This is a genomic window from Blastococcus sp. HT6-4 (genome assembly GCF_039679125.1).
GTDB classification, from domain to species: domain Bacteria; phylum Actinomycetota; class Actinomycetes; order Mycobacteriales; family Geodermatophilaceae; genus Blastococcus; species Blastococcus montanus.
On record NZ_CP155551.1, the window covers coordinates 2,318,038 to 2,344,857 of the forward strand.

Consider the following 26,820-nt stretch of genomic DNA (forward strand, 5'->3'; position numbering starts at 1 on the left):
CCGGCCGCACACGGGCCGGCCGCCGGTTCCGCTCGTACCCTCGGACGGGTGGACCTCGCACCGGCACCCGTGCTCGGCAACAGCTTCGCCCGGGACGTCCCCGAGATGGCCCTGCCTTGGCAGGCCGACGACGCTCCCGAGCCGCGCCTGCTGGCGCTCAACGAGCCCCTCGCCGCCGAGCTCGGGCTCGACGCCGCGGCGCTGCGCAGCCCCGGAGGGCTGCGCCTCCTCGTGGGCACCGCCGTCCCCGACGGCGCCACCCCGGTGGCCCAGGCCTACGCGGGCCACCAGTTCGGCGGGTTCGTCCCCCGGCTCGGTGACGGGCGCGCACTCCTGCTCGGCGAGGTCGCCGACGCCGACGGCCGGCTGCGCGACCTGGCCCTGAAGGGCTCCGGGCGCACACCGTTCGCCCGGGGCGGCGACGGGCTGGCCGCCGTCGGCCCCATGCTCCGCGAGTACGTGATCAGCGAGGCGATGCACGCCCTCGGCATCCCCACCACCCGCTCGCTCAGCGTGGTGGCGACCGGGCGGCCCGTGCGCCGGGAGACCCTGCTGCCCGGAGCGGTGCTCGCCCGCGTCGCCAGCAGCCACCTGCGGGTCGGCAGCTTCCAGTACGCCCGCGCCACCGGCGACGCCGACCTGCTCCGCCGGCTCGCCGACCACGCCATCACGCGGCACCACCCGGCCGCCGCGGACGCGGAGCGGCCCGCCCTCGCCCTGTACGAGGCCGTCGTGGCCGCGCAGGCGTCGCTGGTGGCCCGGTGGATGCTGGTCGGCTTCGTGCACGGCGTCATGAACACCGACAACATGACGATCTCCGGCGAGACCATCGACTACGGGCCGTGCGCCTTCATGGACGCCTACGACCCGGCCACCGTCTACAGCTCGATCGACACCGGCGGGCGCTACGCCTACGGCAACCAGCCGGTGGTGGCCCAGTGGGACCTCGCGCGGCTCGCCGAGGCCCTCCTCCCCCTCCTGCACGAGGACGAGGAGCAGGCCGTCCCCCTGGCGGTCGAGGCGCTCGGCGCCTTCGCCCCGCAGTACGAGGCCGCGTGGACCGCCGGGATGCGCGCCAAGCTCGGCCTGCCCGACGACGTCGACGACGCCGCCGTCCGGGCGCTGGCCGAGCAACTGCTCGCCCTGCTGCACAGCGGCCACGTCGACCTCACCTCGGCGTTCCGGCTGCTCGGCGGGGCGGCCCGCGACGACGCCGAGCCCGTCCGCCGCCTGGTGCTCGACCTCGCGGCGTTCGACGACTGGCTGGCGCGCTGGCGCGCCCTGGGCCCGGACCCAGGCCTGATGGACCGGGTGAACCCGGTGTACGTCCCGCGCAACCACCTCGTCGAGGAGGCCCTCGAGGCGGCCACCGACGGCGACCTGGCGCCGTTCGACCGGCTGCTCGACGCCGTCACCTCGCCGTACGTGGTCCGGCCCGGCCTCGAGCGCTACGCCGCCCCGGCCCCGCAGGACTTCGGGGTCTACCGCACCTTCTGCGGCACCTGACCGCTCACTGTCGGCAGCTCGGCGAGGATGTCGGCCAGGGTGAGCCGGCGGGCCGCTGCCCGGTCGACGGCGAGCACGTCCGCGGTGCCCCGTCCGCCGCCGGTCCCCGCCGGGCCGGCGAGCAGCGCCGCCCAGCGTGCGGCGTGCCGCTCCATGCGGCGTTCGGAGATGCACCGCCCCCGGGCCTCCTGCCCGCGCACCGCCTCCCCGGGTGAGACCTCGAGCAGCACCACGCGCACCGATCGGGAGGCCCGCCGGGCGGCCCGCAGCACCGCCGCCCGCCACCGGGGACCGGTCCACGGATCGGTGAGGACGACCACCGGCGTCGAGCCGGCGACCGCCCGCAGCACCCGCCACCGGTGCCAGAGGTGCACCGCGGGCCGCAGCAGGCGGTAGGGGGCGCGTACCCCGGCGGCCCGCACCCGCGCGGCCACCTGCTCGGAGTCCACCCCCGTCATCCCGGGCACGCGCTCGGCCGACAGCCGCCGCAGCAGGGTCGTCTTGCCACTGCCGGGCAGCCCGGCGACGACGACCAGGACCGCGCCACGGTCGGCGCGGGCCGGCCGGACCCGGCGCTCGCCCGCGGGCGGCGATGCGACGGCCATGCGGACCTCCTCTGCGTCGGGACCGACATTCCACGCCGATCCTGCCGCTCCCGTGCCCGCACGCTGGGAGGTTGCTGTGCGCGCCCCTCGACGGCCGAGCGCCTCCGGGGGCTCAGCCGGCCGTCGGCACCACCCGGTCCAGCCAGGCGAGCAGGTCGGCGACGACCTCGTCCCGGTTGGTCTCGTTGAAGACCTCGTGCCGGGCACCGGCGTAGGCCTGCAGCGTCACGTCCTGGAGACCGGCCTGTCGCAGCCGGTCGACCAGCGCGTGCACGAGGGCGAGCTGCCCGTTGAGCGGGTCGGCGTCGCCCACCGCGATGTAGACCGGGAGGTCGCCCCGGAGCCCGCGCAGCCGGTCGGCGTCGGCCAGTTCCCGCCCGGAGACGAACATCTGCCGGCTGTCCTCGGTGGCCAGGCCGAAGCCGCAGCGCGGATCGGCGACGTAGGCATCCACCTGCGCCGGGTCGCGCGAGAGCCAGTCGTACTCGGTCCGGGCCGGCTCGAACGGGGCGTTGAACGCCGACAGATCCGTCGGACCGTCGAGGTCGACCGCAGGCTCGAGGAGGTCCAGCAGCGTCGTCCCGGTGAGCACCAGCCCGGCGAGCTCCGCGCTGTGGTCCAGGACGTACTGCTGGGCGGCGAAGGAGCCCATGCTGTGGCCGAGCAGCACCAGCGGCAGGTCCGGGTGGTCGCCGCGCACGGCAGCGCTCAGCCGGCCGATGTCGCGGACCAGCTCGCCCCACCCGCCCGGGCCCAGCTCGCCCCACCGCCCGTCCTGCACGGTCGCGCCGTGGCCTCGGTGGTCCTGCCCGACCACGAGGAACCCCGCGCCGGTGAGCGCGGTGGCCAGCGGCTCGTAGCGCAGCAGGTGCTCCCCCATCCCGTGGGTCAGCTGCACGATCCCGCGCGGCCGGCCGGCCGGCTCCCAGCGGTAGGCGGTGACGGCGACCCCGTGGGCGGAGGAGATCTCGAACGTCTGCGTCGGCATGGCGGCACGCTACGACGTCCGGCTCCGCGGTGTCCCGGCAGACGCCCGGGCGGCGTCCGCCCTCGGCCCAGGTCCGGCGACGACGCGCGCCGGCCTCTCGATGGCACCGGTCGGAGGACGACGGCCGGGCGGGGAACCCCAGCGTGCCCGCGTGTCGCCGGGCGGCGGGTCAGCCGGTGCCCCGGGCGCCCTTGAGCTCGCTGAACCCCGGCACCGAGGTCACGAGCGCCAGCCCGTCGAAGAGCCGGAGCGCGTCCTCCCCCGCCGGTGTGTCGTCCACGATCGGGCCGAAGAAGCCCCGTCGGTCGGCGAAGGCGGTGATCGGCGACCCCGATTCCGTGCCCACCCGGTCCTGGCCCTCGGCGTGCGAGGCCTCGACCGCCGCCTGGTGGGTGTCATCGTCCCCGGCGGCGGCGAGGTCGGCCGGGAGCCCGGCGGCGGCCAGCGCCTCCCGGTGGAGCCCGGTGTCGACGTCCCGCCCCTGCTCGTGCAGGCGGTCGCCGAACTCGGTGTACAGCCGGGCCAGGGCGTCCGGTCCGTGCTCGGTGGCCACGGCCGCGAAGAGCCGGGTGGTGACCAGCCCCTGGGCGCGCCGCCGGCGGATGTCCTCGGGGGCCTCCTTGCCGGCGTTGAGCACCGCCAGGCTCATGAGGTGCCAGTGCACCGGGACGCCGCGCTCGGCGGCGGCCGACACCAGCCAGCGGCTGGTGCGCCAGGTGAAGGGGCAGGACGGGTCGAACCAGAAGTCGACGTGGTCGGGAGCGGTCACGGCGATGTCCTTCCAGGGTCGGGGCTTCCAGGATCGGGGTCTGCGGTGGGGTCGGCACGGCGGCCGGACCATCGGTACCGGCGTAGGGGGAAACCTGGACCGCCAGCCCACCACGCGGGCGGACCTGCCGTCACCGGCCCGCCGGTGGGCTCGGCGGAGGGCTGGACGAAGAGCCGGGCGCCGAGCGGGGGCGGACCCCGAGGGCATGGATCACGGACCCGCGGTGTTGTCTGTGTGACGGTCCGCCTCCGCAGGGGCGTCGACCCGCCCCAGCCCCCGGCCATCGAAGGACGCAGCTTGCCCGTGCCCCACTCCCAGCCCGCTCCCTCCCCGCGTCGCCGCGAACGATCCGCGGCCCGCCAGTCGACGGCGCAGCAGGCCGCACGCGAGGAGAGCCGGGCCCAGCAGAGCTGGGTCGAGGGTGCGGCGCCCGCCCTGCCGGTCCGGGCGACCCCGCCCGCCGAGGTGGTGTTCCACCTCGGGCCGACGAACTCCGGCAAGACCTACGAGTCCCTGCAGGCGCTGGCCGCCACCGGCTCCGGCGTCTACGCCGCCCCCCTGCGGCAGCTCGCCCACGAGGCCTACGCCAAGCTCTCGGCGCAGCTGCCGGAGGGCACCGTGGGCCTGTCGACGGGCGAGGAGGAGATCGACCCGTTCGCGCCCATCGTCTGCTGCACCGTGGAGAAGGCCCCCGACCGCGGCCAGATGCTGGTGCTCGACGAGGCCCACTGGGTCACCGACCCCGACCGCGGCCACCACTGGGCCCGCCTCCTGCTCACCGGCGAGTACCGCCAGATGCACCTGATCTCCGCCGCCGAGGCGTACCTGGTGCTCAAGCCGCTGGTCTCCGACGCCGAGCACGTGGAGGTCGTCAACCACAAGCGGCTGTCCCGGCTCGACGTGCTCCGGGCCCCCGTGCGACCGGCGAACGTGCGGCCGCAGACTCTCGTCGTCGCCTTCTCCCGCAAGGCCGTCTACGCCGTCGCCGCCGAGCTCGACCAGCACCGGCCCGGCAAGGTCGGCGTCCTCTACGGCGCGCTCCCCCCGGCCACGCGGCGCGAGGTCATCGAGCGGTTCACCAGAGGTGACCTCGACGTGCTGGTCACCACCGACGTCATCGGTCACGGCATCAACGTGCCGGCCACCACGGTGCTGTTCGCCGAGACGACCAAGTTCGACGGCCAGGAGATGCGGCCGCTGCGCACCTGGGAGACCGCGCAGATCGCCGGGCGGGCCGGGCGCTACGGCCTCACCGGGCACGGCGCGGTCGGCATCCTGATCGGCGTCAGCGGGCTCAAGCCGGTCGCGTCCCTGGTCGGAGCCGGCGCCGCCGTCGCCCGCGGCGACGAGATGAGCGACCTGCCCAAGCGCGCGCCCCGGCTGCGCCCGGAGCTCGAGGACCTGGGCGCGATGGAGGCGGTCGACCTGCCCGAGGCCCTGACCCGGTGGATGGCGTGGGCGCGGGCCGCCACCCGAGACGAGGCCATGACCGCCGACGACGTCACCAGTCTCGTGCTGCGGGTCCACGCGCTGCTGCCGCTGCTGCGCGGACCGCTCGGGGCGGCCGGCGACCTGGACACCGTCTGGCGGCTGGTCAACCTGGCCATCGACTACAACCCGCCCCGGCGCACCCGCTGGCTCGTCCTCGCCAAGGCCGCGCTGCAGCACGCCGTGGGCCTGCCGGTGCCGCCGGAGACGGTGCTGCCCGACGTGCCTCGCGGGGGCAGCGTCGAGGAGTACGAGCAGGCCGCCGCCGCGGCCCGCGACGCGCAGACGCTGCTCCGCCAGTTCCCGGGCGTCGCCGGCCTGGACGCCGACGACGCCGCCTGGGTCGAGGAGGAGTGCGCGGAGATGATCACCGAGCTGCTCCCCGACGCCATCGCGCTGGGACGCTCCGGGAAGTGCGTCGAGTGCGGCAGCGCGATCGCCCCCTGGTTCACCACCTGCCGGCCGTGCAGCGCTCCGGCCGGACGCCGCGGCGACGAGCGGGACCGCCGTCCCGCCGGTGGCCGCCGGACGGCCGGCCGCGCCGCCGGCCGCGCGCTCGGCGGACGGCAGGGCGGGCCGCGCGGACGGGCCCGCCGCGGCTGATCCGCCCGGTCGCCGGCGGCTCCCGGTCCACGTGCCCGTACATCGAGGGTGCTTGAATCCACCGGTCCGGTGACGGCGGCGCGAGAGGGCGGGGCACGCATGCAGGTCGGCGACGTCCCGGCGACGGGGACCGCGGCAGCCGCGGCCGGGCCCACCGGCCTGGCCGCCCTGTTCGACCTGACCCGGCTCGAGGAGACCCTCTTCCGCTCCGGGCCGCGAAGCACGGTGGCCGAGCACGCCTTCGGCGGCGCCGTGGCGGCGCAGTCGCTGCTCGCCGCCGGCCGCACGGTGCCACCGGAACGGGCCGTCCACTCCATCCACGCCCACTTCCTGCGGCCCGGCGACACCACCGCGCCGACCGACTTCCGGGTGACCCCGGTCCGCGACGGCGCCAGCTACACGAGCCGCCAGGTCACGGCGGAACAGCGTGGCAAGGCCATGTTCGTGCTGACGGCGTCGTTCCAGGCGCCCGAGGAGGGCTGGGCGCACCAGCTGCCCGAGCTCGACGCGCCCGCCCCCGAGGAGCTCCCCCGGCTCGAGGACGCGGTCACCGTGACCGAGGGGCCGGTGCGGCAGTGGCTCGACTGGCTCGCCGGGCGCCACGCGTTCGACTTCCGGTTCGCCGGGGAGCTGCCCCGGGTCGCCGCCGCCCGTGGCGAGCGCACCCAGCCGCGCCAGCGGTTCTGGCTGCGCAGCCGTGACGACCTCCCCGACGAGCCGCTCCTGCACAGCTGCGCCGCCGCGTACGCCTCCGACATGCTGCTGCTGTCGACGGCCCTCGCGCCGCACGCGACGGTCATCGGCTCCCCCGGCGTCGCGGCGGCGAGCCTCGACCACGCCGTCTGGTTCCACGAGCCGATCCGCGCCGACGAGTGGCTCTTCTACGACCAGGAGAGCAGCTGGGCGGGCGGCGGGCGGACGCTCTGTCACGGCCGGCTGTTCGACCGGTCCGGCCGGCTGCTGCTCACCGTCGCGCAGGAAGGGATGATCCGCCGGCGTCCGCGCTGACAGCCGGGCCGGTATCCGCGGGGTGCCGGACGGCGTTCATCCGGCGCCCCACGGGTAGGGCCAGGGGCGTGCCGCGCGAGATGGACCCCAAGGACCCCGACACCCTCTACGCAGAAGGACCCGTCGCCGAGGAGCCCCCGGGCGAGGACCTGCCCGACTCCTCGCCGCTGCGTGATTCCGGAGGCACCGGCCCGGGCCCGGACGACCTCGACCGGCTGCTCTGAGGCCCTCTCGGCCGCCGGCGCCGGACGGGCCCGGTGGTCACACCCGTTCGGCGGGCCCCTGCCGGTTGCCGCCGCCGCGCTGCTCGCCGACCTCGGGACGGTTGCCGCCGCCGCGCTGCTCGCCGACCTCGGGACGGTTGCCGCCGCCGCGCTGCTCGCCGACCTCGGGACGGTTGCCGCCGCCGCGCTGCTCGCCGACCTCGGGACGGTTGCCGCCGCCGCGCTGCTCGCCGACCTCCGGCCGGTTGCCGCCACCGGGCCGCTCGCCGGATCCGGTCGCGCTCCGCCCCGGCGCGGTCGAGGGGTCGTCGCCGTCCCCGCGGCCGTCCTGGGGGCGGTCGGCAGGGCGATCCGTTCCGGTCGCGTCGCCGTCCTCGGTCGGGCCGTCGGTCGGGTCGCTGTCCTCCGTCGGTCCGGCGGGGACCTCTGGGACGGTCGGGTCGCTGTCCTCCGTGGGACCGGCGGGGACCTCCGGGACGGTCGGGTCGCTGTCCTCCGCCGGTTCGGCCGGAACCTCCGGGCCGGTCGGCTCGCCGGTCGGGTCGTCGTCCTGCGCCGGGCCGGCCGGAGCGCTGGGCGCCACCGGCGCCGCGACGTCCACGTCCGGCTCGGGCTCTGGCTCGGGCTCGGGCTCGGCCGGCGGGACGCCGGCGGGGGGTGGCGGCTGGGTGCCGGGCTCGGAGACCGGACGGGTCACCGGCTCCGGCGGGTCCTGCTCGCCCGGGACCTCCACGCGAGCCGCTGCGACGTGGAGGAGCACCTGGTCACCGCGTACCAGCCGGGTGCCCGCCGGCTCCAGCCGCGTCACCGTGCCCGCGGGGCCGGTGGAGGTCGTGTCGAGCTGCTGCCGCACGTCGAGACCCAGGGCCCCGAGTTCGATGACGACGTCCCCGACGGGGCGCCCCACGTAGTCCTCGGCGTCGAGCACCACGCCGGTGCCGGCCACCACGGCCGCGGAGCCGGCCGCCTGCCCGCTGTCGGAGGGGTCGTCCACGAGCACCGCCCCCACCCCGAACAGCGCGAGCACCAGCATCGGCACGAGCACCCACCCGGCCCGCCGGGGTGCCGGCGGGGCGCTGGTCGTCGGGTGCGCCCCGGCCGGACGGGCCGGCGCCGCGGGCGGGAGCGGACGGGCGAACGGCGCGGTGCCGTCCGGCTGCCGGCGCGTCTCCTCGACCGCGTGCAGGAAGGCGTCGCCGTCGCGCAGCCGGACCTCGGGGTCCTTCACCAGGGCGGCGTCGATCAGCGCGCGCACCTGGTGCGGGAGCTCCGCCGGCAGCGGCTCGGGGTGCTCGCGCACCTGCTTGAGCGCGACGGTCACCGGGTTGTCACCTTCGAAGGCGGCATGGCCGGTCAGCGACTCGTATCCGACCAGCCCGAGCGCGTAGACGTCGCTGGCCGGGCCGACCCGCTCGCCCATCGCCTGCTCGGGAGACATGTACTGGGCCGTGCCGATGACCTGGCCGGTCCGGGTCAGGGCCACGTCACCGGCCGACCACGAGATGCCGAAGTCGGTCAGCTTCACCGTGCCGTCGGGCGCCACCAGGATGTTCGCCGGCTTGACGTCCCGGTGGACGACGCCCGCGCGGTGCGCCTCGGCCAGGCCGGCCGCCGCCTGCTCGAGCACCGACAGGGTGGCGTCGATGTCGAGCCGGCCCTCGGAGATGCGGGCGGACAGCGGCGCGCCCTCGACCAGCTCCATCACCAGGTATGCCAGCTGCTGGCCGTGCTTGCCCGCCGTCTCGCCGTAGTCGAGGACCGCCGCGATGTTGGGATGGCTGAGGCTCGCCGCGTGCCGGGCCTCCGAGCGGAACCGCGCGATGAAGGTCGGGTCGCCGGCGCACTCCTCGCGGAGCACCTTGACCGCCACCGGGCGGTCCAGGACCACGTCACGCCCCCGCCAGACCAGCCCCATACCGCCGACGGCGATCAGATCCTGCAGCTCGTAGCGGTCACCCAGGATCTCCCGGCCGGTGTCGGCGGTCGTCACTCCTGGTCCTCCCGTGCCGCGAGGTCGATCCTCGCTCGTCGTCGGTCTGCGGGGTCCGGAGGCAACCGGTCCGCAGGCGTGCGCCATCCAGGAGGGTGCCCATCTGAGGCCGTCCTGAACCCCTGTCCGCCGATCGGGTCAGACTGGGGCGGTGACCAGCTCGTACGCCCAGGGCGACCCGGCAGTGCGTGGCGTCGTCCGCCTGCTGAACACCGCGGACGGGCGCGTGCTGTGCCTGGCCGGCGACGTCGATGCCGCCGTCGTCGACTCGTTCCTGCGGCGCTACGGCCGGGAACCGGTGCGCGTCGACGCGATCGACGCCGGCTCGGTGACCGCGCTGTCGGCCGCCGGCCGGGACCTCCTGCTCGACCACGTCGACCTCGCCGCGCGGTCGGGCCGGCGGCTCCCCCTGCGCCGGTCCCCCGGGCTGGACCGCGCGCTCGCGGACCCCGCGGACGACCGGCCCTGAGCCCGTGCCGTCGTCCCGGCTGCAGGACGGCCCGGCCGGCCCCTCGCCGCCGACTCCTAGCGGTAGTTCACGTGGACGTGGTCGAAGTGGTTGGCGGTCACGCCGCCACGGTTCTCCATCGCCTTCCACGACCCACCGGGTGAGGAGAGCATCCGCTGCTGCCAGATCAGGTAGTCGACGCCCAGCTCGTCCCAGTGCGCCCGGTGGTAGGCCACGATCGCGTCCCCGAGGGCGGCGTCGGTGAGCACCATGTAGTCCAGCGCCAGGCCGGACGGGTGGCCTCCCGGGTCCGCCGCGCTCGGGCGCGTGCCGCCCAGGGTGATCCGGCCGGCCCCCGGCACGTTGCTGACCACGGCGTCGGCGGCGGCCTGGACCTGCGGCCGGACGGCCCCGGAGCTGTTGGTGATGCGCGCGACCGCCGTGGCCGCCACCGAGGCGGCCGCCGTGGCGGACTCCCGGGCGCGCTGCTGCGTGGTGGGCGCGGCGGGAGCGGCCGGCGTCCGCGCCTGGGCCTCAGCCTCGACCTGAGCTCGAGCCTCCGCCGCGGCCTGGGCCTCGGCCTGCGCCCGGGCCTCCTCCTCCGCGCGGGCCGCGGCCTCCGCCTCGGCCCGCTGCCGGTCGAGCGCGGCCTGGTCGGCGGCGGCCTGGGCCTGCTGGGCGGCGGTCTGCTCCGCCTCGCGGGTGCTGCGGCTGGCCGTGAGGTCCTGCAGCGGCTGGAGGTCCTCGGTGACGTCGACCGGACCGGAGGAGGCGCTCAGCCCGAGCTGCTCGGCGACGCTGACCGACTCGGTCGCGGCCGGCTCGGCCTGGGCGGCCGGGTCCACGCCGACGAGCGCGTTGACCAGGACGGCGCCGGCGGCGGCCACCCCGAGGTAGAGCCCGGGGCGGCGGACCGCGGTCGGCGGGCGGCGGCGCGGAGCGGTGACCCGGCCGCGACGGCCGGAGACGGTGGTGCGGGGATCCATGGGTGCAGGTGCTCCGTGAGTGTGGTGCGCAGCGCGGCCAGGGGCGGCTGCAGCGGGGTGCGGTCGGCGGGGCCCGGGCGTCGAGGCGCCTGCGGAGGGCCACCGGGGACGGCGATCGGCCGGTCGAGCGGAGGTGCTCGGGGTGGTGGTCCAGCGGGCGGGCGGCGGCCGGGGCGGGCGCTCAGCTGCGCGGGCAGGCCCGGACGCGGCGGCTACGGGCGGAGCAGGGGCGTGCGAGGGTGCAGGGGCGCGCCATGCGGCGGCTCTCCGTTTCTTCCATGGCCGCCTACCGAGTTAGCTGACGGATTCGGGCGGGAAGCGGCCCTACCCGCACCGGGACGTGCCCGGCGCGCGATTCACCCCAGTGCTGCGGTGGGTCCCCGGCCCGCCCCGGAGGGCGGCTCGGCGGCGTCCGCCCGGACTCCCCCGGGTGGGGGCGTGGCGACCGGGCTGACCGAGCCACGGTAACCGCCGTTATGCGTCCGTGACAATCAGAAGTCGGTCATTTCCGAGCCGTGACGTGTGTCGCGGTGCCCTGCCCGGCAGCTCCGTGTACAAGGCGACGTCAGCCGGCGTCACCCCACGACCCGACGACGGCGACGTCGAGCGGGAAGTCGACCGGGAAGGACCCGAACAGCAGCCGTCCCGCGGTGGCCGCCGCGGCCTGCACCTCCGCGACGACGGCGTCCGCCAGGTGCTCGGGGGCGTGCACCACCACCTCGTCGTGGAGGAAGAAGGCCAGGTGCGGGCGGCGGCCGAGCGCGCCGGCGCCGCCCAGCCGCCACAGCCGGTTGCGCAGGTCGGCCAGCCAGCACAGGGCCCACTCGGCGCCGGTGCCCTGGACGACGAAGTTGCGGGTGAAACGGCCCCACGCCCGCCGCGCCCGATCGCGGTCCTCGGCGGATCCGCCGTCGTCGGGCGGCTCGCCGGGATCCACCGGCCGCCGCGCCCACCCACCGGCGGGCAGCGGGGAGCCGCGGCCGAGCAGTGTGTGCACCACCTCACCGCGCTCGCCCGCGCGGGCGGCCTCCTCCACCAGCCCGATGGCCCGCGGATAGCGACGGGCCAGCCGGGGCATCATCCGGCCGCTCTCGCCGCGCGTACCGCCGTACATCGCGCCGAGGATGCCGACCTTGGCCTCGGCACGCGCCGCGACTGCGCCGCCGGCCACCATGCCCTGGTACAGGTCGGTCGCCCGCGCCGCCTCCGCCATGGCGGCGTCGGCGCTCATGCCCGCGAGCACCCGTGGCTCCAGCTGGGCGACGTCGGCGACCACGAACCGCCAGCCCTCGTCGGCGACGGCGGCGGGACGGATCTGCGTCGGCACCGAGAGCGCACCACCCCCCGAGGACGCCCACCGCCCGGTCACCACGCCACCGGGCAGGAAGGTCGGCCGGAAGCGGCCGTCCCGCACCCAGGTCTCCAGCCAGGTCCAGCCGTTGGCCTGCAGCAGCCGCGACAGCTTCTTGTACTCCAGCAGCGCCGGCACGGCGGGGTGGTCGAGCTGCTCCAGCGACCAGGAGCGGGTGTCGGTCACCGGCAGCCCGGCGGTCCGCAGCGCGCGCAGCAGCTCCCCGGGCGAGTCCGGGTTCAGCAGAGGGGCGCCGAGCGCCGCACGGATCTCGCCGAGCAGCCGCTCGAGCACCGGCGGCCGCCCGCCGGCCGACGACCGGGGGCCGAGCAGTCCGGTCAGCAGACGCTCGTGGACGTCGGCCCGCCAGGGCAGGCCGGTGTGGGTCATCTCGGCGGCCACGAGGGCTCCGGAGGACTCCGCAGCGAGCAGCAGCGCGAGCCGCTGCGCGTGCACCGACGCGGCGAGGGCCACCTGCTGCCGCTCGTGCTCGGCGACCGGGTCGAGCCGGTCGGCCGGATCGGCGACCGGGAACAGCGCGGGGTCGGCGGCCGTCACCGGCTGGAGGGCGTCCCACCCGGCGGTCTGCTCACCGGCCAGCAGGGACTGGTCGACGAACGGCGAGCGCCGGAGAACGGCGTGGGCCAGCCGCAGATCGGTGCAGCGCTCGATCCGGACCCCGCCCTCGAGGAGCGCGGGGTACCAGCGCGTGGTGTCGTCCCAGACCCAGCGGACCGGCGCACGCTCCCGGCCGGCGACGAATGCCGCGAACCGGTCCGCCGGCACGAGCGTGCCGGCCACCGTCGTCCCGTCGTCGGCCAGTTCCCGCGCCTGCACGGCGCCCTCGGCGCGCCGGACCACCATCCGGTTCACGCCGCGCAGTCTCGCCGAACCCGCCGACACCCCGGAGAGGCGACCTACCCGCCGAGCAGCCGGCGCAGGAAGCGTGCCTGCTCCCGCACCGACCAGAGCGCCACCCGGGCGGGCGCGGACGCCACCGCGCGTGCCACGTGCACGCCCAGGCGCAGCAGGTCCGCGTAGTCAGGCGGCCGGACCTCGTGCCCCGCGGCCGGAGCGTCAGGAGCGGGGGCCGCCGGAGCCTGAACCTCGACGTGAGGTCGAACCCGGGGCGGGGACACGGGCGCCGGGCGCGGTGCCCCGGGGACGAGCAGGTCGACGGCCGTCCGGCGGCGGGGCGCGCGAAGCGAGTCGAAGGACGGGATCGCCGGCGCGGCCGGCGACTCCTCGTCGTCGGGGTGGCGCGGGCCGGCCGGCGCAGCGGCCGACCGCGGCAGCGTCGCAGGTGGCTCGGGGACGACGGCGCGGATCGCCGCGACCAGCCCCGGCCCGAGGCCGGGGACCGCGCTCAGCTCGCGGCCGGTCAGCCCCGCGAGGACGGCGGGGTCGGTGATCCCGGCGCGGGTCAGCGCCGTCACCGCGCGCCCGGGCAGACCGAGCTCCCGGATCGTGCTCACGGGCTGTTCCGGTGACCTGATCGGCATGACGGCCCACCCTAGCGCCGGCCGTCACCCGCTCGGGAGGTGCCGTCCGGCATCAACTGCGAAGGTGGCAGGACGCACCCGCAACGGCAGGAGGACCCGGTGGCAGAGATCGCCTACGTCTCGGACGTCCGTGTGGAGCGCCTGGGAGGACCGCTGCGCGCGGCCCACCTCCCGGGCGAGGAGGAACCGACGGTCTACGGCATGCACGGGGCCATCGCCGAGCACTACGGCATGGAGCCGGGCACCGCGCCCAGCCACGCCAGCACCATCGACCACGTGGTCGGCGCCGCCGCCGGTTAGCTGACGGGGACGTTCGCCGGGGCCCTGACGGCCCGGCGGATCGACCCCACCGGTCTGGTGGGGCACGCGCGCGGCGAGGTTGAGCTCGAGGGCAAGGTGCTGGTGCTCAAGCGCATCGAGGTCACCTACACCGGCCTGGACGTCCCCGAGCAGGACGCCGAGAAGGTCCAACGGGTGCTCGCCGTCCACGCCGACGGCTGCCCGGTCGCCCGGAGCCTGCGGGGAGCCATCGAGATCACCACGCGCCTCGGGTGAGGGTGGGGGCGCGGGGTCCCGCGCTCTCACCCGGACAGCAGGAACGACCGGCCGGCGACACGCCCGGCGGAAACGACATGCCTCAATCCCCGGCGAGCGGGTAGCGGACGCTGAGCGGAACGTGACCGCGCCAGCGCGGGTTGGTGGACAACTGGCAAGGAGGACACGTGCTCTCGGATCGATCCCGGCCCGTCATCGAGGCGACGCTCCCCGTCGTCGGCGAGAACATCGAGGAGATCGCCACCAGGTTCTACGCGCACCTGTTCGGCGAGCACCCCGGGCTCTTCGACGGGGTGTTCAACCGCGGGAACCAGGCCGAGAAGACCCAGCAGATGGCGCTCGCCGGGTCGGTGGCCGTCTTCGCCTCCTCGCTGCTGAAGGTCCCCGAGCAGCTCCCCGAGCACCTGCTCTCGCGGATCGCCCACAAGCACGCCTCGCTGGGCATCACCCCGGCGCAGTACGACGTCGTCCACGAGCACCTCTTCTGGGCGATCGCGGACGTGCTCGGTGACGCGGTCACCCCGGAGGTGGCCGCCGCCTGGGACGAGGTCTACTGGCTCATGGCCTACGCGCTGATCAACCAGGAGCGCGGCCTCTACAGCGCCCGCGGGGTGCGCCCGGAGACGGTGTGGCGCGAGTGGGAGGTCGCCGAGCGGATCCAGGAGACCGCGGACGTCGTCACCTTCCGGATGCGGAAGGTCGACGACCGCCTGGTGAAGACCTCGCTGCCCGGTCAGTACGTGACCGTCCAGGTGCCGATGCCCGACGGCGTGCGCCAGCCCCGGCAGTACAGCCTCACGAAGGCCGACGACGGCGAGCACCGCCAGTTCTCGGTGAAGCGGGTGCACGGCGGCGGCAAGCCCGACGGCGAGGTCTCGAACCTCCTCTGCGACCAGGTGCAGGTCGGTGACCGGCTGACGATGTCGGTGCCCTTCGGGGACGTCGTGCTCGACGACTCGGGCCGCCCCGTCGTGTTCGCCAGCGCCGGCATCGGCGTGACCCCGATGGCCGGCATGCTCTCCCACCTGGTGGCGGCGGGGTCGCACCTGCCGATCACGCTCCTGCACGCCGACTCCGACGAGGAGTCCTTCGCCCTGCGCGAGCAGGTGCTCGAGGACCTCCGGTCGCTGGAGTCCGGATCGGCGCACGTCTGGTACGAGGGCGGCGCCGCGAGCAGCCTCCCCGTGGAGGTCCACGCCGGGACGATGGACCTCCGCGAGGTCGCGCTGCCCGACGACGCCGTCTACTACCTGTGCGGCCCGCTGCCGTTCATGCAGGGCGTGCGCAGCGCGCTGATCGAGCGCGGGGTGCCCGCGCGCGACATCCAGTACGAGGTGTTCGGACCCGACCTCTGGCAGGCCGACCTCGCCACGGAGTCCACCCCGGGGGCATCGGACGAGCGGGTCGCCGTGGGCGCCTGACCGCCTGTCCCCACCGCCGGTCCGGCTCGCGTGCCGCGGGACACCGGACGCCACCCCCTTGAGGAGACGCTCGTGGACATCCCCGCGATGCGGGCCAACTTCGCCAAAGCAGCTGCCACGGGGGACGAGGCCCCGCTGTACTTCTACTCGCACCTGTTCCTGAGCCACCCGGAGACGCGGCAGATGTTCCCCGTCTCGATGGCACACCAGCGGGACCGATTCTTCACCGCTCTCGGCGAGGTGGTCACCCGGGTCGACGACCTCGAGGCGCTGGTCCCCATCCTGCAGCAGCTCGGGCGCGACCACCGGAAGTTCGGGGTGCTCCCCGCGCACTACCCCGCCGCCGGGGCGAGCCTGCTGGCGACCCTCGAGCACTTCGACGACGAGTGGACGCCCGAGCTCGCCAAGACCTGGGCCGAGGCCTACGACGTCGTGGCGAACGTGATGATCCAGGCCGCCGAGGAGGCCGAGGGGCAGCCGGCGTGGTGGGACGCCGACGTGGTGGGCCACGAGCGCCGCGCCCTGGACGTCGCCGTCCTCCGGATCCGCCCCCGGGCGCGGTACGACTACCTCCCGGGGCAGTCGCTGTCCCTGGAGACCGAGCTGCGCCCCCGGTTGTGGCGGTACTACTCCCCCGCCAACGCCCCCCGGTCGGACGGGCTGGTGGAGCTGCACGTCAAGGCGCGGGACGGCGGTCCGGTCAGCTCCGCCCTGGTGCGCAGCGTCGGGGTCGGCGACGTCCTGCGGCTGGGGCCACCGATGGGCGACCTGACCGTGGGCCAGGACTCCGACCGCGACCTGCTGCTGATCGCCGGCGGCATGGGTCTGGCCCCGCTGAAGGCGATGGTCGACCAGGTGGCCCGCCAGGGTCCGCCCCGGCGGGTCGACCTGTTCGCCGGGTTCCGCACCGAGGACCAGATCTACGACCGGGCCGACCTCGAGCAGCTGGCCCGGGAGCACCCCTGGCTCAACGTCACCTTCGCCGTCTCCGACGACGCCATCTCGTCCCTGGTGCACGGCGAGATCGGGGACGTGGTGCGACGCTCCGGCCCGTGGTCGAGCCGGGAGGTGCGCATCGCCGGCCCCGAGCCCATGGTGACCAGCACCGTGGCCGGCCTCCGGCAGGATGGCGTCCCGGAGCACCGCATGTCCAGCGAGGTCTTCGCCCCCAGCCGACCGGGGCCCAGTGTTGACGGAGAGGTGACCGAATGACCAGCGCACCGACGAGCGGGCCCGGGAACGCCGACCGGGGGCTCACCCCCGCCGACCTGCGGAACGTGCGGTTCACCCGCGCCCCGATGCTGCGCCCCGGCTACGTCGAGTCCGAGGTCGACCGGGTCCTGCACCGGGCCGCCGAGGAGCTCGCGCGGCACGTCGCCGAGAAGGCGCAGCTCCGCGAGCAGGTGCGCACCCTGCAGGCCCAGTTGAACGGCGCGCCCGCGCACGAGCCGCCCAGCGAGCAGGCCGTGCGCATCCTGGCCAGCGCCCAGCAGACGGCGGACAACTACGTGGCCGAGGCGGAGCAGTTCAGCCGGCAGGTGACCGGCGAGGCCCGCGCCGAGTACGAGGACGCGCTGCGCCTGGCCCGCGAGAACGCCGGGGCGATCATCCAGGCCGCCCAGGAGGCGGCCGCCCGGCTAACCGGACCGGCCCCCGACGGCCCCGATCAGGGCGGGCCCGACCGGGGTGGCCGCAGCGTGGCGGAGCTCGAGGAGCAGGTCGCCTACCTGAAGGCGTTCGGCCAGGCGTGCCGGGTGCAGCTGCGTTCCTACCTGGAGGCGCTCCTCAGCGACGTCGAGAACGAGTGGGGCCGCGCCGATCCGGGCGCCCTGCCGGCACCGCCGCGGCCACCGGCCCGGCGCACCGGCGAGGACGACCCGGAGCGGTCGACGACCTTCGTGTCCAACACCGCCGCGGAGGACCAGGCCGACGAGCCCGCCGATGGTGTGCCGGCGGGGACCGGGAACCGCCCGTCGTAGGTCCGTGCCCGGCCGGGCCGGGTCCACCGGCCCGGCCGTCGCGGCTCAGACCGCCGCGACCTCGTAGGTGTGCCCGGCCGCGCGCAGCCGCTCGACGAGCACCTCGCCCAGGGCGGTCGCCGGCGTGAGGGAGCCCGCCCGGTCGGGCAGCCGGTCGCCGTCCAGCGCCAGCGCGAGAGCGGCCTCGCCGAGCATGACGGCGGTCGCCGCGTACCCGGGGTCGCCCTTCCCCGCGGCGGTCGCCCGGTAGCGGCGGCCGTCCTCGGTCCCGGCATCGACGACCATCCGGAACCAGCCCTTCGCCCGGGTGGCCTCGCCGGGTCCGGTGCCCGGCGCCGGCAGCACCCGGTCGAGGACCGCACGGGTCGGCGCCAGGTTCATGGCGGACACCGTGGCGACCAGCGCGGCCGTGACCCCGGCCGCGGTCACGGCACCCAGTGGCCCGCGTCCGACGCCCATGACCTCGCCGTAGCGCAGGCCCCGCCCGTAGGCCCACCCCTGCAGCGCGTTGCTGCGCCGCACGATGCGGGTGTTGAAGGGCGCCATGACGAAGGCGGCCGTCCATCGCCCGTCGTCGGTCCGGCTCGGCAGAGCGCCGTCGCGGGGCTGCGGAGTGTCGGGCTCGGCAGCCCGGTCCGGGCTCAGCGCGAACGGGTCGCCGAAGACGCGGCGCAGCGACGGGTCCTCCTGCATCGCCTCGACCTGGGCCCGCATCGAGTCGATCGTGCCGCCGCTGAGCCCACCCCGGGCCGTGGCGACCAGCTGGACGTCGCGGAGGCCGCCCGCACCGTCGGCCTCGGCCCGTCGGGCCAGCAGCATCGTGCTCAGGTCGGACGGGATGGAGTCGTAGCCGCAGGCGTGCATGATCCGGGCGCCGGTGTCCCGCGCCACGGCGTCGTAGCGCGCGATGGCGTCGCGGACGAAGAGCACCTCACCGGTCAGGTCGGCGTAGTGCGTGCCCGCCCGGGCGCAGGCCTCGACGACCGGCAACCCGTAGCGGGCGTACGGCCCCACCGTCGTGGCCAGCACGCGGGTGCTCCCGGCGAGCGCCCGCAGCGAGTCCGGGTCGGTGGAGTCGGCCTCGATGAGGGGCCAGTCCCGCCCGGCCGGGGGCAGCGCGGCCCGGACCTCCTCCAGGCGGGCCCGCGAGCGCCCGGCGAGCGCGATCCGGGTCCCCTCCGGCGCGTGCTCGGCCAGGTAGCCGGCGAGCAACCTGCCGACGAAGCCGGTGGCTCCGTAGACGACGAGGTCGTGGGTCCGTGCGTCTTCTGCTGCCATACCGACATCCTGGCCCGACCCGGGACGGCCGGCAGGCGCCGGGCTCACCTCACGGAGTGGTAACGACGGGTCACACCGACCACTCGACGCCCCAGCAGACGCAAGTCGCGGGCCGCTCCTGCCGATGGTGGTCGCATGGCAGTGCGGCTCGCAACGGTGCGGACCGCGACCGAGCACCAGGTCGCGGCCCAGTCGGCGTCCCCGTGGTGGCGGACGGCGGTGGTCTACCAGGTCTACCTGCGCTCGTTCGCCGATGCCAACGGCGACGGGATCGGCGACCTGGCCGGCCTCCGCTCGCGGCTGCCGTACCTGTCGTGGCTCGGCGTGGACGCGGTGTGGATCAACCCGCACTACCCCTCCGGTGGCGCCGACGGGGGGTACGACATCAGCGACTACCGCGCGGTCGACCCCGACTACGGTGACGTCGCCGACCTGGAGGCGCTGGTCGCCGACGCCCGCGAGCTGGGGCTGCGGGTCGTGCTGGACGTCGTCCCCAACCACACGTCCGACCAGCACCCCTGGTTCCAGGCCGCCCTCGCCGACCCGGACTCCCCCGAGGCGGCCCGGTACCACTTCGCCCCGGCTTCGGAGGAACCGCCGAACAACTGGCAGTCCCTGTTCGGCGGGCCGGCCTGGTCGCGCACCCCCGACGGCCGCTGGTACCTGCACCTGTTCGCCCCCGAGCAGCCCGACCTCAACTGGCGCGACCCCGCCGTCGCCGCCGACTTCGAGAAGACGCTGCGGTTCTGGCTCGACCGCGGGGTGAGCGGGTTCCGCGTCGACGTCGCCTACGGGCTGTTCAAGGACGCCGGGCTGCGGGACAACCCGGGCGCCTACTCCCCCACCCTCTTCGGGCACGGGCCCGAGCAGGCCATGACGTGGAACCAGCCGGAGGTCCACGACGTCTGGCGCCGCTGGCGGTCGATCTGCGACGAGTACCCCGACACGATGCTGGTCGGCGAGGTCTGCCTGGCCGACCCGACGGAGGTCGCGCTCTACTCCCGGCCCGACGAGCTGCACCAGTCCTTCTCGTTCCGGCTGCTGAAGTCCCCGTGGTCCACGGAGTCCTTCGCCGACGGCGTGCGCAGCGCGCTGGACGCGTTCGGGAAGGTCGGGGCCCCGGTCTCCTGGGTGCTGGGCAACCACGACAAGGACCGGCAGGTCACCCGGTTCGGCGGCGGCGAGGTGGGCCTCGCCCGGGCCCGCGCCGCCGCGCTGCTGATGCTGTCGCTGCCCGGCTCGGCGTACGTCTACGCCGGCGACGAGCTCGGCCTGCCGCAGGCCGACGTCCCGGACGAGGTCAAGCGCGACCCGATCTTCTTCCGCAGCGGCGGCGCCCGCAGCGGCCGCGACGGCTGCCGGGTTCCCATGCCGTGGAACACCACCCCCGGCGTCGGCTTCTCCCCCCGGGGAGCGGACCGGCCGTGGCTGCCGGTGCCCGAGGAGTGGGAGCGGTACGCCGTGTCCCGCCAGTCGCGGGACGGTGGATCGATGCTCACCCTCTACCGGCGCGCGCTCGCCCTGCGGGAGGCCCACCGGGCGCTCGGCTCGGGCGAGGCGACGGTGAGCACGCGCGGCGACGTTCTCACGGTGCGGTGCACCGCGCCGGACGGCAGCGTCGTGCGGTGCGTGGTCAACATGGGATCGGGGACGGCGCTGGTCCGCTCCCGCGGCACGGTGCTGATCGCCTCGAGCACCAGCGTGCGCCGCTCGGCCGCCAGCGTGGCCCTGCCCCCGGACACCGCGGTCTGGCTCGCCGACAGCTGAGCGGGGACCGCGCCGTCGGCCTGGTCCGACCCCGTCCGCCGGCTCGCCGAGGAGGTCGGGCGAGCCGGACGGAGGGGCCGGCGGGACGGAAGGATCAGGAGGGCTCGACGCCGAACACCTGGGCGAGCCGTTCGATCTTGCGGGCCCGGCCCAGCCGGGGCAGGTCGCTGCCGTCCCGGATGACCTGCCCACGCGCGTCGAAGTCGGCGAGGAAGTCCCGCGCCCAGGCGACGTCGGACGGCGTGGGGCTGATGACCTCGTTGATCACCGGCAGCTGGTCCATGTCGAGGCAGAGCTTGCCCGTGAGCCCCAGGGAGACGGTGACGGCGGTCTGCTCGCGCAGCACCGGGTGGCTGCTGCTCACCGTCGGGCCGTCGATGGGGCCGGGGAGCCCGCCGATGCGGCTGGCCACCACCAGCCGGGACCGCGGATAGGCCATGGCGAGGTCGTCGGCACTGGTGCCGGTGTCCCGGCGGTAGTCGCCGCTGCCGAAAGCCAGCCGGAAGGCGCCGCGGGCGCGCGCGATCCGGACCGCCTCCTCGATGCCGAGGGCCGACTCGACGAGGGCCAGCACGGGGCTGGAGCCGCCGAGCCGGTCGAAGGTCTCGGTGACGTGCTCGGCCGCCTCGGCCTTGGCCAGCATGACGCCGAGCAGGCCGGGCAGGCCCGCCAGACCGGCGACGTCGTCGGCCCAGTAGGGCGTCGAGTGGTCGTTGATCCGCACCCAGGCGCTGCGGTCCTCACCGGACAGCCACTGGATGACCCCCTCGCGGGCCTCCGCCTTGCGCGCGGGGTCCACGGCGTCCTCGATGTCGAGCACCACCTGGTCCGCCCGCGACCCGTGGGCCACGTCGAACAGCTCCGTGCGGGCACCGTTCACCAACAGCCACGAGCGCGCGTGCTCCGGCTCTACCTTGCGTCGTCTCACCACGGGGCCATCCTCGTACGGATCCGCCGGCCACACCCATCGGCGCGCCCTTCCGGACCGGTTTCGATCACCTGACCGATGCGTGCGACGCGATGCGCCGGGTAGGGCCGTCAGGACCTGACCGCGCACCACCGGAAGGAGCAGACGTGAGCGAACGAGACCTCGAGGAGACCGGGACCGGTGACGCCGCCAAGCGCATCGGCCAGGCCCCCACGACCACCGACGTGACCGACCCGGAGCGCTCCTCGCGGAACACCGCCGCGGGCTCCGGCTCGAAGCCCGGCGAGGGCCCCGTCCAGCCGGCCGCCGACGAGGGCGTGGACCCCTCGGCGAGCATCGAGCCCCACAACGAGGGGCTGGCCTGACCGGCTCCTGACGATCGCGCGGCTGAGCCGGGGCGCCGAGCCCCGGCTCAGCCGGCCGCGACCTGCGGGGCGACCTCGGTACCCAGCAGCTCGATGCCGCGCAGGAGGTCCTCGTGGGCCAGCCGCGGGTTGGTCATCTGCAGGGCCACCCGGTCCACCCCGCCGAGCTGTTCGGAGACGCGACGGAGCTTGGCGGCCACCGTGTCGGGGTCGCCCATGAAGAAGGCGCCGTCCGGCCCGCTCGTCGCGTCGAACTGGGCCCGGGTGGGCGCGGCGAAGCCCCGCTCGCGGGAGACCTTCGTGAACAGCTCGTGCCACCCGGGGTAGATGGTGTCGGCGGCGGCCCGGGTGCTCTCCGCGACGAACCCGAACACGTGCAGCCCCACCTGCAGCTTCTCGGGCGCGTGCCCGGCGTGCGCGCCGGCCCGTCGGTAGAGGTCCACCAGCGGGGCGAACTGCCGGGGCTCGCCACCGATGATCGCCACCATCAGCGGCAGACCCAGCAGCCCGGCCCGGGCGAACGACTCCGGCGTCCCTCCGACGCCGACCCAGATGGGGAGCGGGTCCTGCAGCGGCCGCGGGTAGACCCCCTGCCCGGACAACGGCGGGCGGTGCTTGCCCGACCAGGTGACGTGCTCGGACTCCCGGATCCGCAGCAGCAGGTCCAGCTTCTCGGCGAACAGCTCGTCGTAGTCGGCCAGGGACAGCCCGAAAAGCGGGAACGCCTCGGTGAACGAGCCGCGCCCGACCACGAGGTCGATGCGGCCCTTCGAGATGAGGTCCAGGGTCGCGAACTGCTGGAACACCCGGACGGGATCGGCGGCGCTGAGCACCGCCACCGCGCTCCCGAGGCGGATGCGGGAGGTGCGGGCCGCCGCCGCGGCGAGGATCACCGGCGGCGCGGAGTCGTAGTACTCGCTGCGGTGGTGCTCGCCGATGCCGAACGAGTACAGCCCCACCCGGTCGGCCAGCTCGATCTCCTCGAGCAGGTGGGCCATCCGCTCCTCGGGGCCGATCAGGCGCTCGGTCCGGGGATCGGTGACCGCCGAGACGAAGCTGTCGACGCCGAGGTGCATGCGGGTCCTCCGGTGCTCGCGGGCGGGCCCGGCCGGACCCGTGGGCCAGTCAACACCGGTGGCCGGCCGGCAGGCGACCCGAGCGGCACCGCCGCCCGGGTCCGTGCCCGCGGTCAGTCCGCCGGCGCCTCCTCCGTGCTCGCCTCCTCGTCGGACGACCCGGAGCCGCCCTCCTCGGCCGTCCGCGGGCCGCGGCGACCGTGGCCGTCGCCACCCCTGGCGGGAACCGCGGTCTCCACGCGCTCGGTCACCCGTTCCGCCAGGCCGGCCAGCCGCTGGTCGGCCGCCTCCTGGGTGAGCCGGCCCGCTGCGACCGCCGCGGCGATGCGCTCCTCCTGCGCCTCCACCAGGGCGTCGACCAGCGTGTCGACGGCGACGCCCTGCTGCTCGGCGACGTCGGCCAGGGTGGTGCCCTCCGTGCGCAGCGCCGTCCGCAGCTCCTCCTCGGTCGTGCCGAGCGCTGTCGCGGCGGCGGACAGGTCCATCCGGCCACCGTGCCCACCGCGCCCGCCGATACCGGCGTCGGCGAGCGTCCGCGCCACCTCGTCGGCCTGGTCCTGGGTGAGCGAACCGTCGTCGACCAGCCCGGCCAGGGCCTCGGTGATGCGGTCGACGGACGACGACGCTGCCGCGACCGTCCCCGGCGGTGCGGCGATGGCCGGCACGGCCACCGCCAGGCCGGTCAGGCTCAGCGCGCCGGCCGTCGTCGCGATGATCATCTTCCTGCGCATGGGACCTCCTCGTGTGCGACCGGGGTCCCCCGGCCGTCGCCGAGAGCCTCGGCGGCCGGCCTGTGGCGGCGCTGTGAGCCGCCCGTGGCGTCGCTGTGGACCGGTGGCCGCGGTCAGGCGTCGACGGCCTCGTGCGTGTTGACGCCGGGGATCCGCCGCACCGACCCCCACCCGACGCGGGCCCACGCCACCAGCAGCGCCGCGCCGGCCAGCGACCCGAGGGTGTCGCGGACCAGGTCGCCGTTGGTGTCGTCGTTGCCCTCCGACAGGGCGGTGCCGAACCAGGCGTCGGACCGCCACTCGTAGACCTCCCAGAGGGCCCCGACCGTGATGCCGAGGGCGGCCGTGACGACGGCGATGCCGACGTAGTGTCGCAGATGCGTCTCGTCGCGCGGGTCCGGGACGACGTCGAGCCGGGCAAGGGCGATGTACACGACCGGTGCGGTCAGCATGGGCAGCGTGACATGCACGAGGTCGTCGAAGCGCACGTACCGGTCGTAGAGCCCCCAGACCTCGCCGAAGCCCTGCAGCGCCATCCCGAGCGTCACCGACAGGTCGTAGACCCGGGGCAGGTTCACCGCCCGCGCGACGAGCGTGACCGCGCCCATCACGGCCAGCACCGCGGCCGCGCCCGGGTCCCCGCGCAGCGCGTAGACGACCGCGCCGCCGAGGATCACCAGCCGCAGCACGTCGATGCCGTCGCGGACGATCGGGTTCCAGTCCCCCAGCACGAGCCTGCGCGTGTCCACGCACCGCCGCTACCCGGTGGTGACGGTCCTCGCGCATCCGTCCAGGTGACGTCACGTCCCCACGGGCGGTGCCGCCGTCCGCAGCCCACCGAGGTGTAGCGTCGGTCCCGAGACGCGGGATGCTCCCGTGTGCCGATGATGCGTCAGACAAGCGGCGTGTGTCGTCCCGGGCCCACGCGGCTCGGCGACCGAGGTCCCCGCCCCGGTGTAACGACCGGAGGCCCGGCGCATGGCCCGCACCGAGAACCCGCCACCCACATCTGCCGCCGAGGCGCTCGAGCAACTCGGCCGGTTGTCGCTGCGCGAGCACTCGATGGAGTCGGTGCTCCAGACCGTCGCGGACCTGACCAGCGCCGTGATGCCGGGCGCGACCGACGTCTCCATCAGCCTGCTCGTCGACGACAAACCGGAAACGCCGGTCTACAGCGGCCGGCTCGCGCTCGAACTCGACGAGAGCCAGTACAGCCGGGGCTACGGGCCCTGCCTGCACGCGGCCGGTACCGGTGAATGGGTGCAGGTCGACGACGCGCGAGCCGACGACCGATGGCCGGAGTACATGGAACGCGCCGTCGCGGCCGGCAGCCTGAGCTCGCTGTCCATGCCGCTCCCGATCGCCGAGGGCCTCTGCGGGGCGCTCAACATCTACGGCCGCGAGGCCCACGCGTTCTCCGCGGAGAGCCGCTCGGTGGCCGAGCAGCTGGCGCCCTACGCCGCGGTCGCCGCCGGGAACATGCACGCCTACGCCAGCGCCCAGGACCTGGCCGACAACCTGCAGATCGCCCTGGAGTCGCGGGCCGTCATCGACCAGGCGAAGGGCATCCTGATCGAGCGGTACAAACTGACCCCCGACCAGGCGTTCCAGCTCCTGGCCCAGGCGTCGATGGAGACGAACCGGAAGGTGCGCGCCGTCGCCGAGCACCTGGTCCGCACCGGCGAACTGCTCGTCCGGTAGCCCTGGAAGAACTGCGCCGACGGTCCGGATGCGGCCACGCCCGCGAGCCCGGACCCTTCAGACAGCCGCCTGTGGCCCCCGGGGACCTCTGGCGGTCAGGCCCCACCGCTCCAGACACGGGGGCGGTGGGGCCGCCCCCCGGCCGGGCCGGGTGCCCGGTCAGCCGTCGCCGCGGCCGACCCCCGGCCCCGACTCGGCGATCCGCTTGATCGCCGCGAGGCTGGCCGGGATGCTCGCGTGCGCCGCCCGGGTGCGGTCGGCGATCTCGTCCTGGGCGGCGTCCCCGTAGCGCTCGGCGAACAGCGCCAGCCCGTCGGGCAGGAACGCCCAGGACTCGGCGAGCTCCGTGCCGCCGTCGACCGCGGTGAAGGTGTACCCCCAGCGCACGTAGGACCCGCCGACCACGAAGGCGAACTCCCGGCCGCGGTCGGCCGCCACCACCCGGGAGCGGGTCTCCCAGGTGCGTCCCGGGGTGACGTTGCGGCCGGTGAACCAGTCGCCCACCCGTGCCGAGGCGCCCTCGTCCCACCAGCAGGCCGTGCAGATCGGGCTCCACTCGCCGGTGCGGGTCACGTCGGAGACGAGGTCGTACAGCACCTCCGGCGGCACGGCGACGGTGATCGACCCGGAGTGGCGCAGCTCGCTCATCCGCGCAGTGTCGCAGTGGCGATGCGTGGCGGCGCAGCGGCCGGGGGTATGCGCGCCCCGTGGAGGAGCTGCTGCAGGAAGTCGTCGACGTCCTGATCGTCATCGTGGAGGCCTGCGGCGCCGTCGTCATCATCATCGGCGCCGTCTGGGCGTTCATCCGTTTCGCCTGGGCCGGGCTCGTCCACCGGAGCGCCGGCGCCTTCGTGCCCGTCCGGCTGACGCTGGGCCGGTTCCTGGCCCTAGGTCTGGAGTTCCAGCTCGCCGGTGACGTCCTCCGGACCGCCGTGGCCCCCAGCTGGGACGAGATCGGCCAGCTCGCCGCGATCGCCCCGATCCGCACGGTGCTGAACTACTTCCTCGGCAAGGAGATCGCCGAGGAACGGCGCGAGATCGAGGAGGACGAGGAGAAGGAACGCCCGGCCGGCGGATCGGAGCGGGCCGGCGCCGGGCACCCGGCGTCGTCGGAGCTGCGAGCCGGGCGACAGGTGTGAGCACGGCGCTGACCGCCGTCACCGGCACCGCCGCGCAGCTGGTCGCCGGCGTCGCGCTGCTGACGGGCGTGTGGACCCTGGCGATCACCCGCCGGCCGGCGCTCGCGCTCGGGATCCTCCTCGACCTGCTCGTGGCCGCCGGCGTGCTCCGGCTGGCCGGCGACCCGAGCTGGGAGGCGATCGCCACCGCGGCGACCGTCGTGGCGATCCGGCACCTGGTCGGGTACGGGCTGCGCATCGGCGCCCGGTCCTGGGAGGCGACGCGTGGCCGCCGGCCGGGCCGGCCGCCCCGGCGGTACGACCGGACCGTCCGGCACCTGCTCCGGCCGGCATGGCACCGATGAGCCGGTGGCGCCCCGACTTGCCATGGACCCCCCGAGCGGGATGATGGGCAGCGCACGTGGACGGTGGC

28 protein-coding genes and 1 riboswitch are annotated in these 26,820 nt (G+C 75.5%); of the genes, 15 read left to right on the forward strand and 13 right to left on the reverse strand.

Annotated features, from left to right (window positions below; all coding sequences use genetic code 11):
• Nucleotides 1-48: 48 nt before the first annotated feature.
• A complete protein-coding gene (locus tag ABDB74_RS11165) occupies nt 49-1,506 on the forward strand; it encodes a protein adenylyltransferase SelO (RefSeq protein ID WP_346618554.1) in 1,458 nt (485 codons plus the stop codon).
• On the opposite strand, the gene ABDB74_RS11170 is transcribed toward ABDB74_RS11165, so the two are convergent.
• The 3 genes from ABDB74_RS11170 to ABDB74_RS11180 form a co-directional block, all read right to left on the reverse strand.
• Entirely contained in the window at nt 1,482-2,111 is a 630-nt protein-coding gene (locus ABDB74_RS11170) for an AAA family ATPase (RefSeq protein ID WP_346618556.1), read from the reverse strand. The two genes, ABDB74_RS11165 and ABDB74_RS11170, sit on opposite strands and share 25 nt — an antisense overlap.
• Before the next feature lie 112 nt (nt 2,112-2,223).
• A complete protein-coding gene (locus ABDB74_RS11175; protein ID WP_346618558.1) occupies nt 2,224-3,099 on the reverse strand; it encodes an alpha/beta hydrolase in 876 nt (291 codons plus the stop codon).
• Nucleotides 3,100-3,268: 169 nt separating this feature from the next.
• Complete coding sequence (locus ABDB74_RS11180; RefSeq protein ID WP_346618559.1) at nt 3,269-3,868, reverse strand: DsbA family protein; 600 nt, start codon at nt 3,866-3,868, stop codon at nt 3,269-3,271.
• Nucleotides 3,869-4,171: 303 nt separating this feature from the next.
• Between ABDB74_RS11180 and ABDB74_RS11185 the strand changes: the two genes are divergently transcribed.
• From ABDB74_RS11185 to ABDB74_RS11195, 3 genes are all read left to right on the forward strand, one after another.
• The gene (locus ABDB74_RS11185) at nt 4,172-5,959 is read left to right on the forward strand and encodes a helicase-related protein (protein ID WP_346618560.1); all 1,788 of its coding nucleotides are present in this window, start codon (nt 4,172-4,174) and stop codon (nt 5,957-5,959) included.
• A gap of 69 nt (nt 5,960-6,028) precedes the next feature.
• Entirely contained in the window at nt 6,029-6,967 is a 939-nt protein-coding gene (locus ABDB74_RS11190) for an acyl-CoA thioesterase II (RefSeq protein WP_346618561.1), read from the forward strand.
• Between the two features lie 68 nt (nt 6,968-7,035).
• Nucleotides 7,036-7,191: a hypothetical protein gene (locus ABDB74_RS11195; protein WP_346618562.1), complete on the forward strand. Its 156-nt coding sequence runs from the start codon at nt 7,036-7,038 to the stop codon at nt 7,189-7,191.
• Between the two features lie 37 nt (nt 7,192-7,228).
• Here the strand turns inward: ABDB74_RS11195 and ABDB74_RS11200 are convergent, their stop codons facing one another.
• On the reverse strand, nt 7,229-9,181 hold the full coding sequence (locus tag ABDB74_RS11200; protein WP_346618564.1) for a protein kinase domain-containing protein: 1,953 nt from the start codon (nt 9,179-9,181) through the stop codon (nt 7,229-7,231).
• A 151-nt stretch (nt 9,182-9,332) separates the two neighbouring features.
• Here ABDB74_RS11200 and ABDB74_RS11205 point away from each other — a divergent pair, with 151 nt between their 5' ends.
• The gene (locus tag ABDB74_RS11205) at nt 9,333-9,650 is read left to right on the forward strand and encodes a hypothetical protein (RefSeq protein ID WP_346618566.1); all 318 of its coding nucleotides are present in this window, start codon (nt 9,333-9,335) and stop codon (nt 9,648-9,650) included.
• 56 nt (nt 9,651-9,706) lie between these two features.
• Here the strand turns inward: ABDB74_RS11205 and ABDB74_RS11210 are convergent, their stop codons facing one another.
• The 3 genes from ABDB74_RS11210 to ABDB74_RS11220 all read right to left on the reverse strand — a co-directional run bounded on the left by ABDB74_RS11210 (nt 9,707) and on the right by ABDB74_RS11220 (nt 13,441).
• On the reverse strand, nt 9,707-10,615 hold the full coding sequence (locus tag ABDB74_RS11210; protein WP_346618567.1) for a hypothetical protein: 909 nt from the start codon (nt 10,613-10,615) through the stop codon (nt 9,707-9,709).
• A gap of 268 nt (nt 10,616-10,883) precedes the next feature.
• A riboswitch (cyclic di-AMP (ydaO/yuaA leader) is annotated at nt 10,884-11,033 on the reverse strand.
• A 147-nt stretch (nt 11,034-11,180) separates the two neighbouring features.
• Complete coding sequence (locus ABDB74_RS11215; RefSeq protein WP_346623874.1) at nt 11,181-12,830, reverse strand: bifunctional 3'-5' exonuclease/DNA polymerase; 1,650 nt, start codon at nt 12,828-12,830, stop codon at nt 11,181-11,183.
• A gap of 53 nt (nt 12,831-12,883) precedes the next feature.
• Entirely contained in the window at nt 12,884-13,441 is a 558-nt protein-coding gene (locus ABDB74_RS11220; protein ID WP_346618569.1) for a hypothetical protein, read from the reverse strand.
• Between the two features lie 126 nt (nt 13,442-13,567).
• Between ABDB74_RS11220 and ABDB74_RS11225 the strand changes: the two genes are divergently transcribed.
• From ABDB74_RS11225 to ABDB74_RS11245, 5 genes are all read left to right on the forward strand, one after another.
• The gene (locus tag ABDB74_RS11225) at nt 13,568-13,768 is read left to right on the forward strand and encodes a hypothetical protein (protein WP_346618571.1); all 201 of its coding nucleotides are present in this window, start codon (nt 13,568-13,570) and stop codon (nt 13,766-13,768) included.
• Entirely contained in the window at nt 13,769-14,023 is a 255-nt protein-coding gene (locus ABDB74_RS11230) for an OsmC family protein (RefSeq protein ID WP_346623875.1), read from the forward strand.
• Between the two features lie 167 nt (nt 14,024-14,190).
• Nucleotides 14,191-15,444 (forward strand): globin domain-containing protein, encoded by a 1,254-nt coding sequence (locus tag ABDB74_RS11235; protein ID WP_346618573.1) that lies wholly within the window; start codon nt 14,191-14,193, stop codon nt 15,442-15,444.
• 72 nt (nt 15,445-15,516) lie between these two features.
• Nucleotides 15,517-16,656, forward strand: a complete 1,140-nt coding sequence (locus tag ABDB74_RS11240) for a globin domain-containing protein (RefSeq protein ID WP_346618574.1) — start codon at nt 15,517-15,519, stop codon at nt 16,654-16,656.
• The gene (locus tag ABDB74_RS11245; protein ID WP_346618575.1) at nt 16,653-17,423 is read left to right on the forward strand and encodes a DivIVA domain-containing protein; all 771 of its coding nucleotides are present in this window, start codon (nt 16,653-16,655) and stop codon (nt 17,421-17,423) included. The genes ABDB74_RS11240 and ABDB74_RS11245 overlap by 4 nt, the downstream gene beginning before the upstream one ends.
• 45 nt (nt 17,424-17,468) lie before the next feature.
• Here the strand turns inward: ABDB74_RS11245 and ABDB74_RS11250 are convergent, their stop codons facing one another.
• Nucleotides 17,469-18,701, reverse strand: coding sequence for a saccharopine dehydrogenase NADP-binding domain-containing protein (locus ABDB74_RS11250; protein ID WP_346618576.1), 1,233 nt, complete (start codon nt 18,699-18,701; stop codon nt 17,469-17,471).
• Between the two features lie 135 nt (nt 18,702-18,836).
• Between ABDB74_RS11250 and ABDB74_RS11255 the strand changes: the two genes are divergently transcribed.
• Complete coding sequence (locus ABDB74_RS11255) at nt 18,837-20,468, forward strand: glycoside hydrolase family 13 protein (RefSeq protein ID WP_346618577.1); 1,632 nt, start codon at nt 18,837-18,839, stop codon at nt 20,466-20,468.
• Between the two features lie 94 nt (nt 20,469-20,562).
• Here the strand turns inward: ABDB74_RS11255 and ABDB74_RS11260 are convergent, their stop codons facing one another.
• Nucleotides 20,563-21,396 (reverse strand): CoA ester lyase, encoded by an 834-nt coding sequence (locus tag ABDB74_RS11260; RefSeq protein ID WP_346618578.1) that lies wholly within the window; start codon nt 21,394-21,396, stop codon nt 20,563-20,565.
• 146 nt (nt 21,397-21,542) lie between these two features.
• Here ABDB74_RS11260 and ABDB74_RS11265 point away from each other — a divergent pair, with 146 nt between their 5' ends.
• Nucleotides 21,543-21,761 carry a hypothetical protein gene (locus tag ABDB74_RS11265; RefSeq protein ID WP_346618579.1) on the forward strand — a complete coding sequence of 73 codons (219 nt, stop codon included), beginning with the start codon at nt 21,543-21,545 and terminating at the stop codon, nt 21,759-21,761.
• Nucleotides 21,762-21,808: 47 nt separating this feature from the next.
• Here the strand turns inward: ABDB74_RS11265 and ABDB74_RS11270 are convergent, their stop codons facing one another.
• From ABDB74_RS11270 to ABDB74_RS11280, 3 genes are all read right to left on the reverse strand, one after another.
• The gene (locus ABDB74_RS11270; protein WP_346618580.1) at nt 21,809-22,837 is read right to left on the reverse strand and encodes an Atu2307/SP_0267 family LLM class monooxygenase; all 1,029 of its coding nucleotides are present in this window, start codon (nt 22,835-22,837) and stop codon (nt 21,809-21,811) included.
• 113 nt (nt 22,838-22,950) lie between these two features.
• A complete protein-coding gene (locus tag ABDB74_RS11275; protein ID WP_346618582.1) occupies nt 22,951-23,568 on the reverse strand; it encodes a hypothetical protein in 618 nt (205 codons plus the stop codon).
• Between the two features lie 113 nt (nt 23,569-23,681).
• The gene (locus ABDB74_RS11280) at nt 23,682-24,317 is read right to left on the reverse strand and encodes a hypothetical protein (protein WP_346618583.1); all 636 of its coding nucleotides are present in this window, start codon (nt 24,315-24,317) and stop codon (nt 23,682-23,684) included.
• 229 nt (nt 24,318-24,546) lie between these two features.
• Here ABDB74_RS11280 and ABDB74_RS11285 point away from each other — a divergent pair, with 229 nt between their 5' ends.
• Entirely contained in the window at nt 24,547-25,269 is a 723-nt protein-coding gene (locus ABDB74_RS11285; protein WP_346618584.1) for a GAF and ANTAR domain-containing protein, read from the forward strand.
• Between the two features lie 159 nt (nt 25,270-25,428).
• Here the strand turns inward: ABDB74_RS11285 and ABDB74_RS11290 are convergent, their stop codons facing one another.
• Entirely contained in the window at nt 25,429-25,917 is a 489-nt protein-coding gene (locus ABDB74_RS11290; protein WP_346618585.1) for an SRPBCC family protein, read from the reverse strand.
• Nucleotides 25,918-25,976: 59 nt separating this feature from the next.
• Between ABDB74_RS11290 and ABDB74_RS11295 the strand changes: the two genes are divergently transcribed.
• Both ABDB74_RS11295 and ABDB74_RS11300 read left to right on the forward strand, forming a co-directional pair.
• Nucleotides 25,977-26,408 (forward strand): DUF1622 domain-containing protein, encoded by a 432-nt coding sequence (locus ABDB74_RS11295; RefSeq protein ID WP_346618587.1) that lies wholly within the window; start codon nt 25,977-25,979, stop codon nt 26,406-26,408.
• Nucleotides 26,405-26,752, forward strand: coding sequence for a DUF1622 domain-containing protein (locus ABDB74_RS11300; protein ID WP_346618588.1), 348 nt, complete (start codon nt 26,405-26,407; stop codon nt 26,750-26,752). Before ABDB74_RS11295 ends, ABDB74_RS11300 begins: the two co-directional genes overlap by 4 nt.
• Nucleotides 26,753-26,820: the final 68 nt, after the last annotated feature.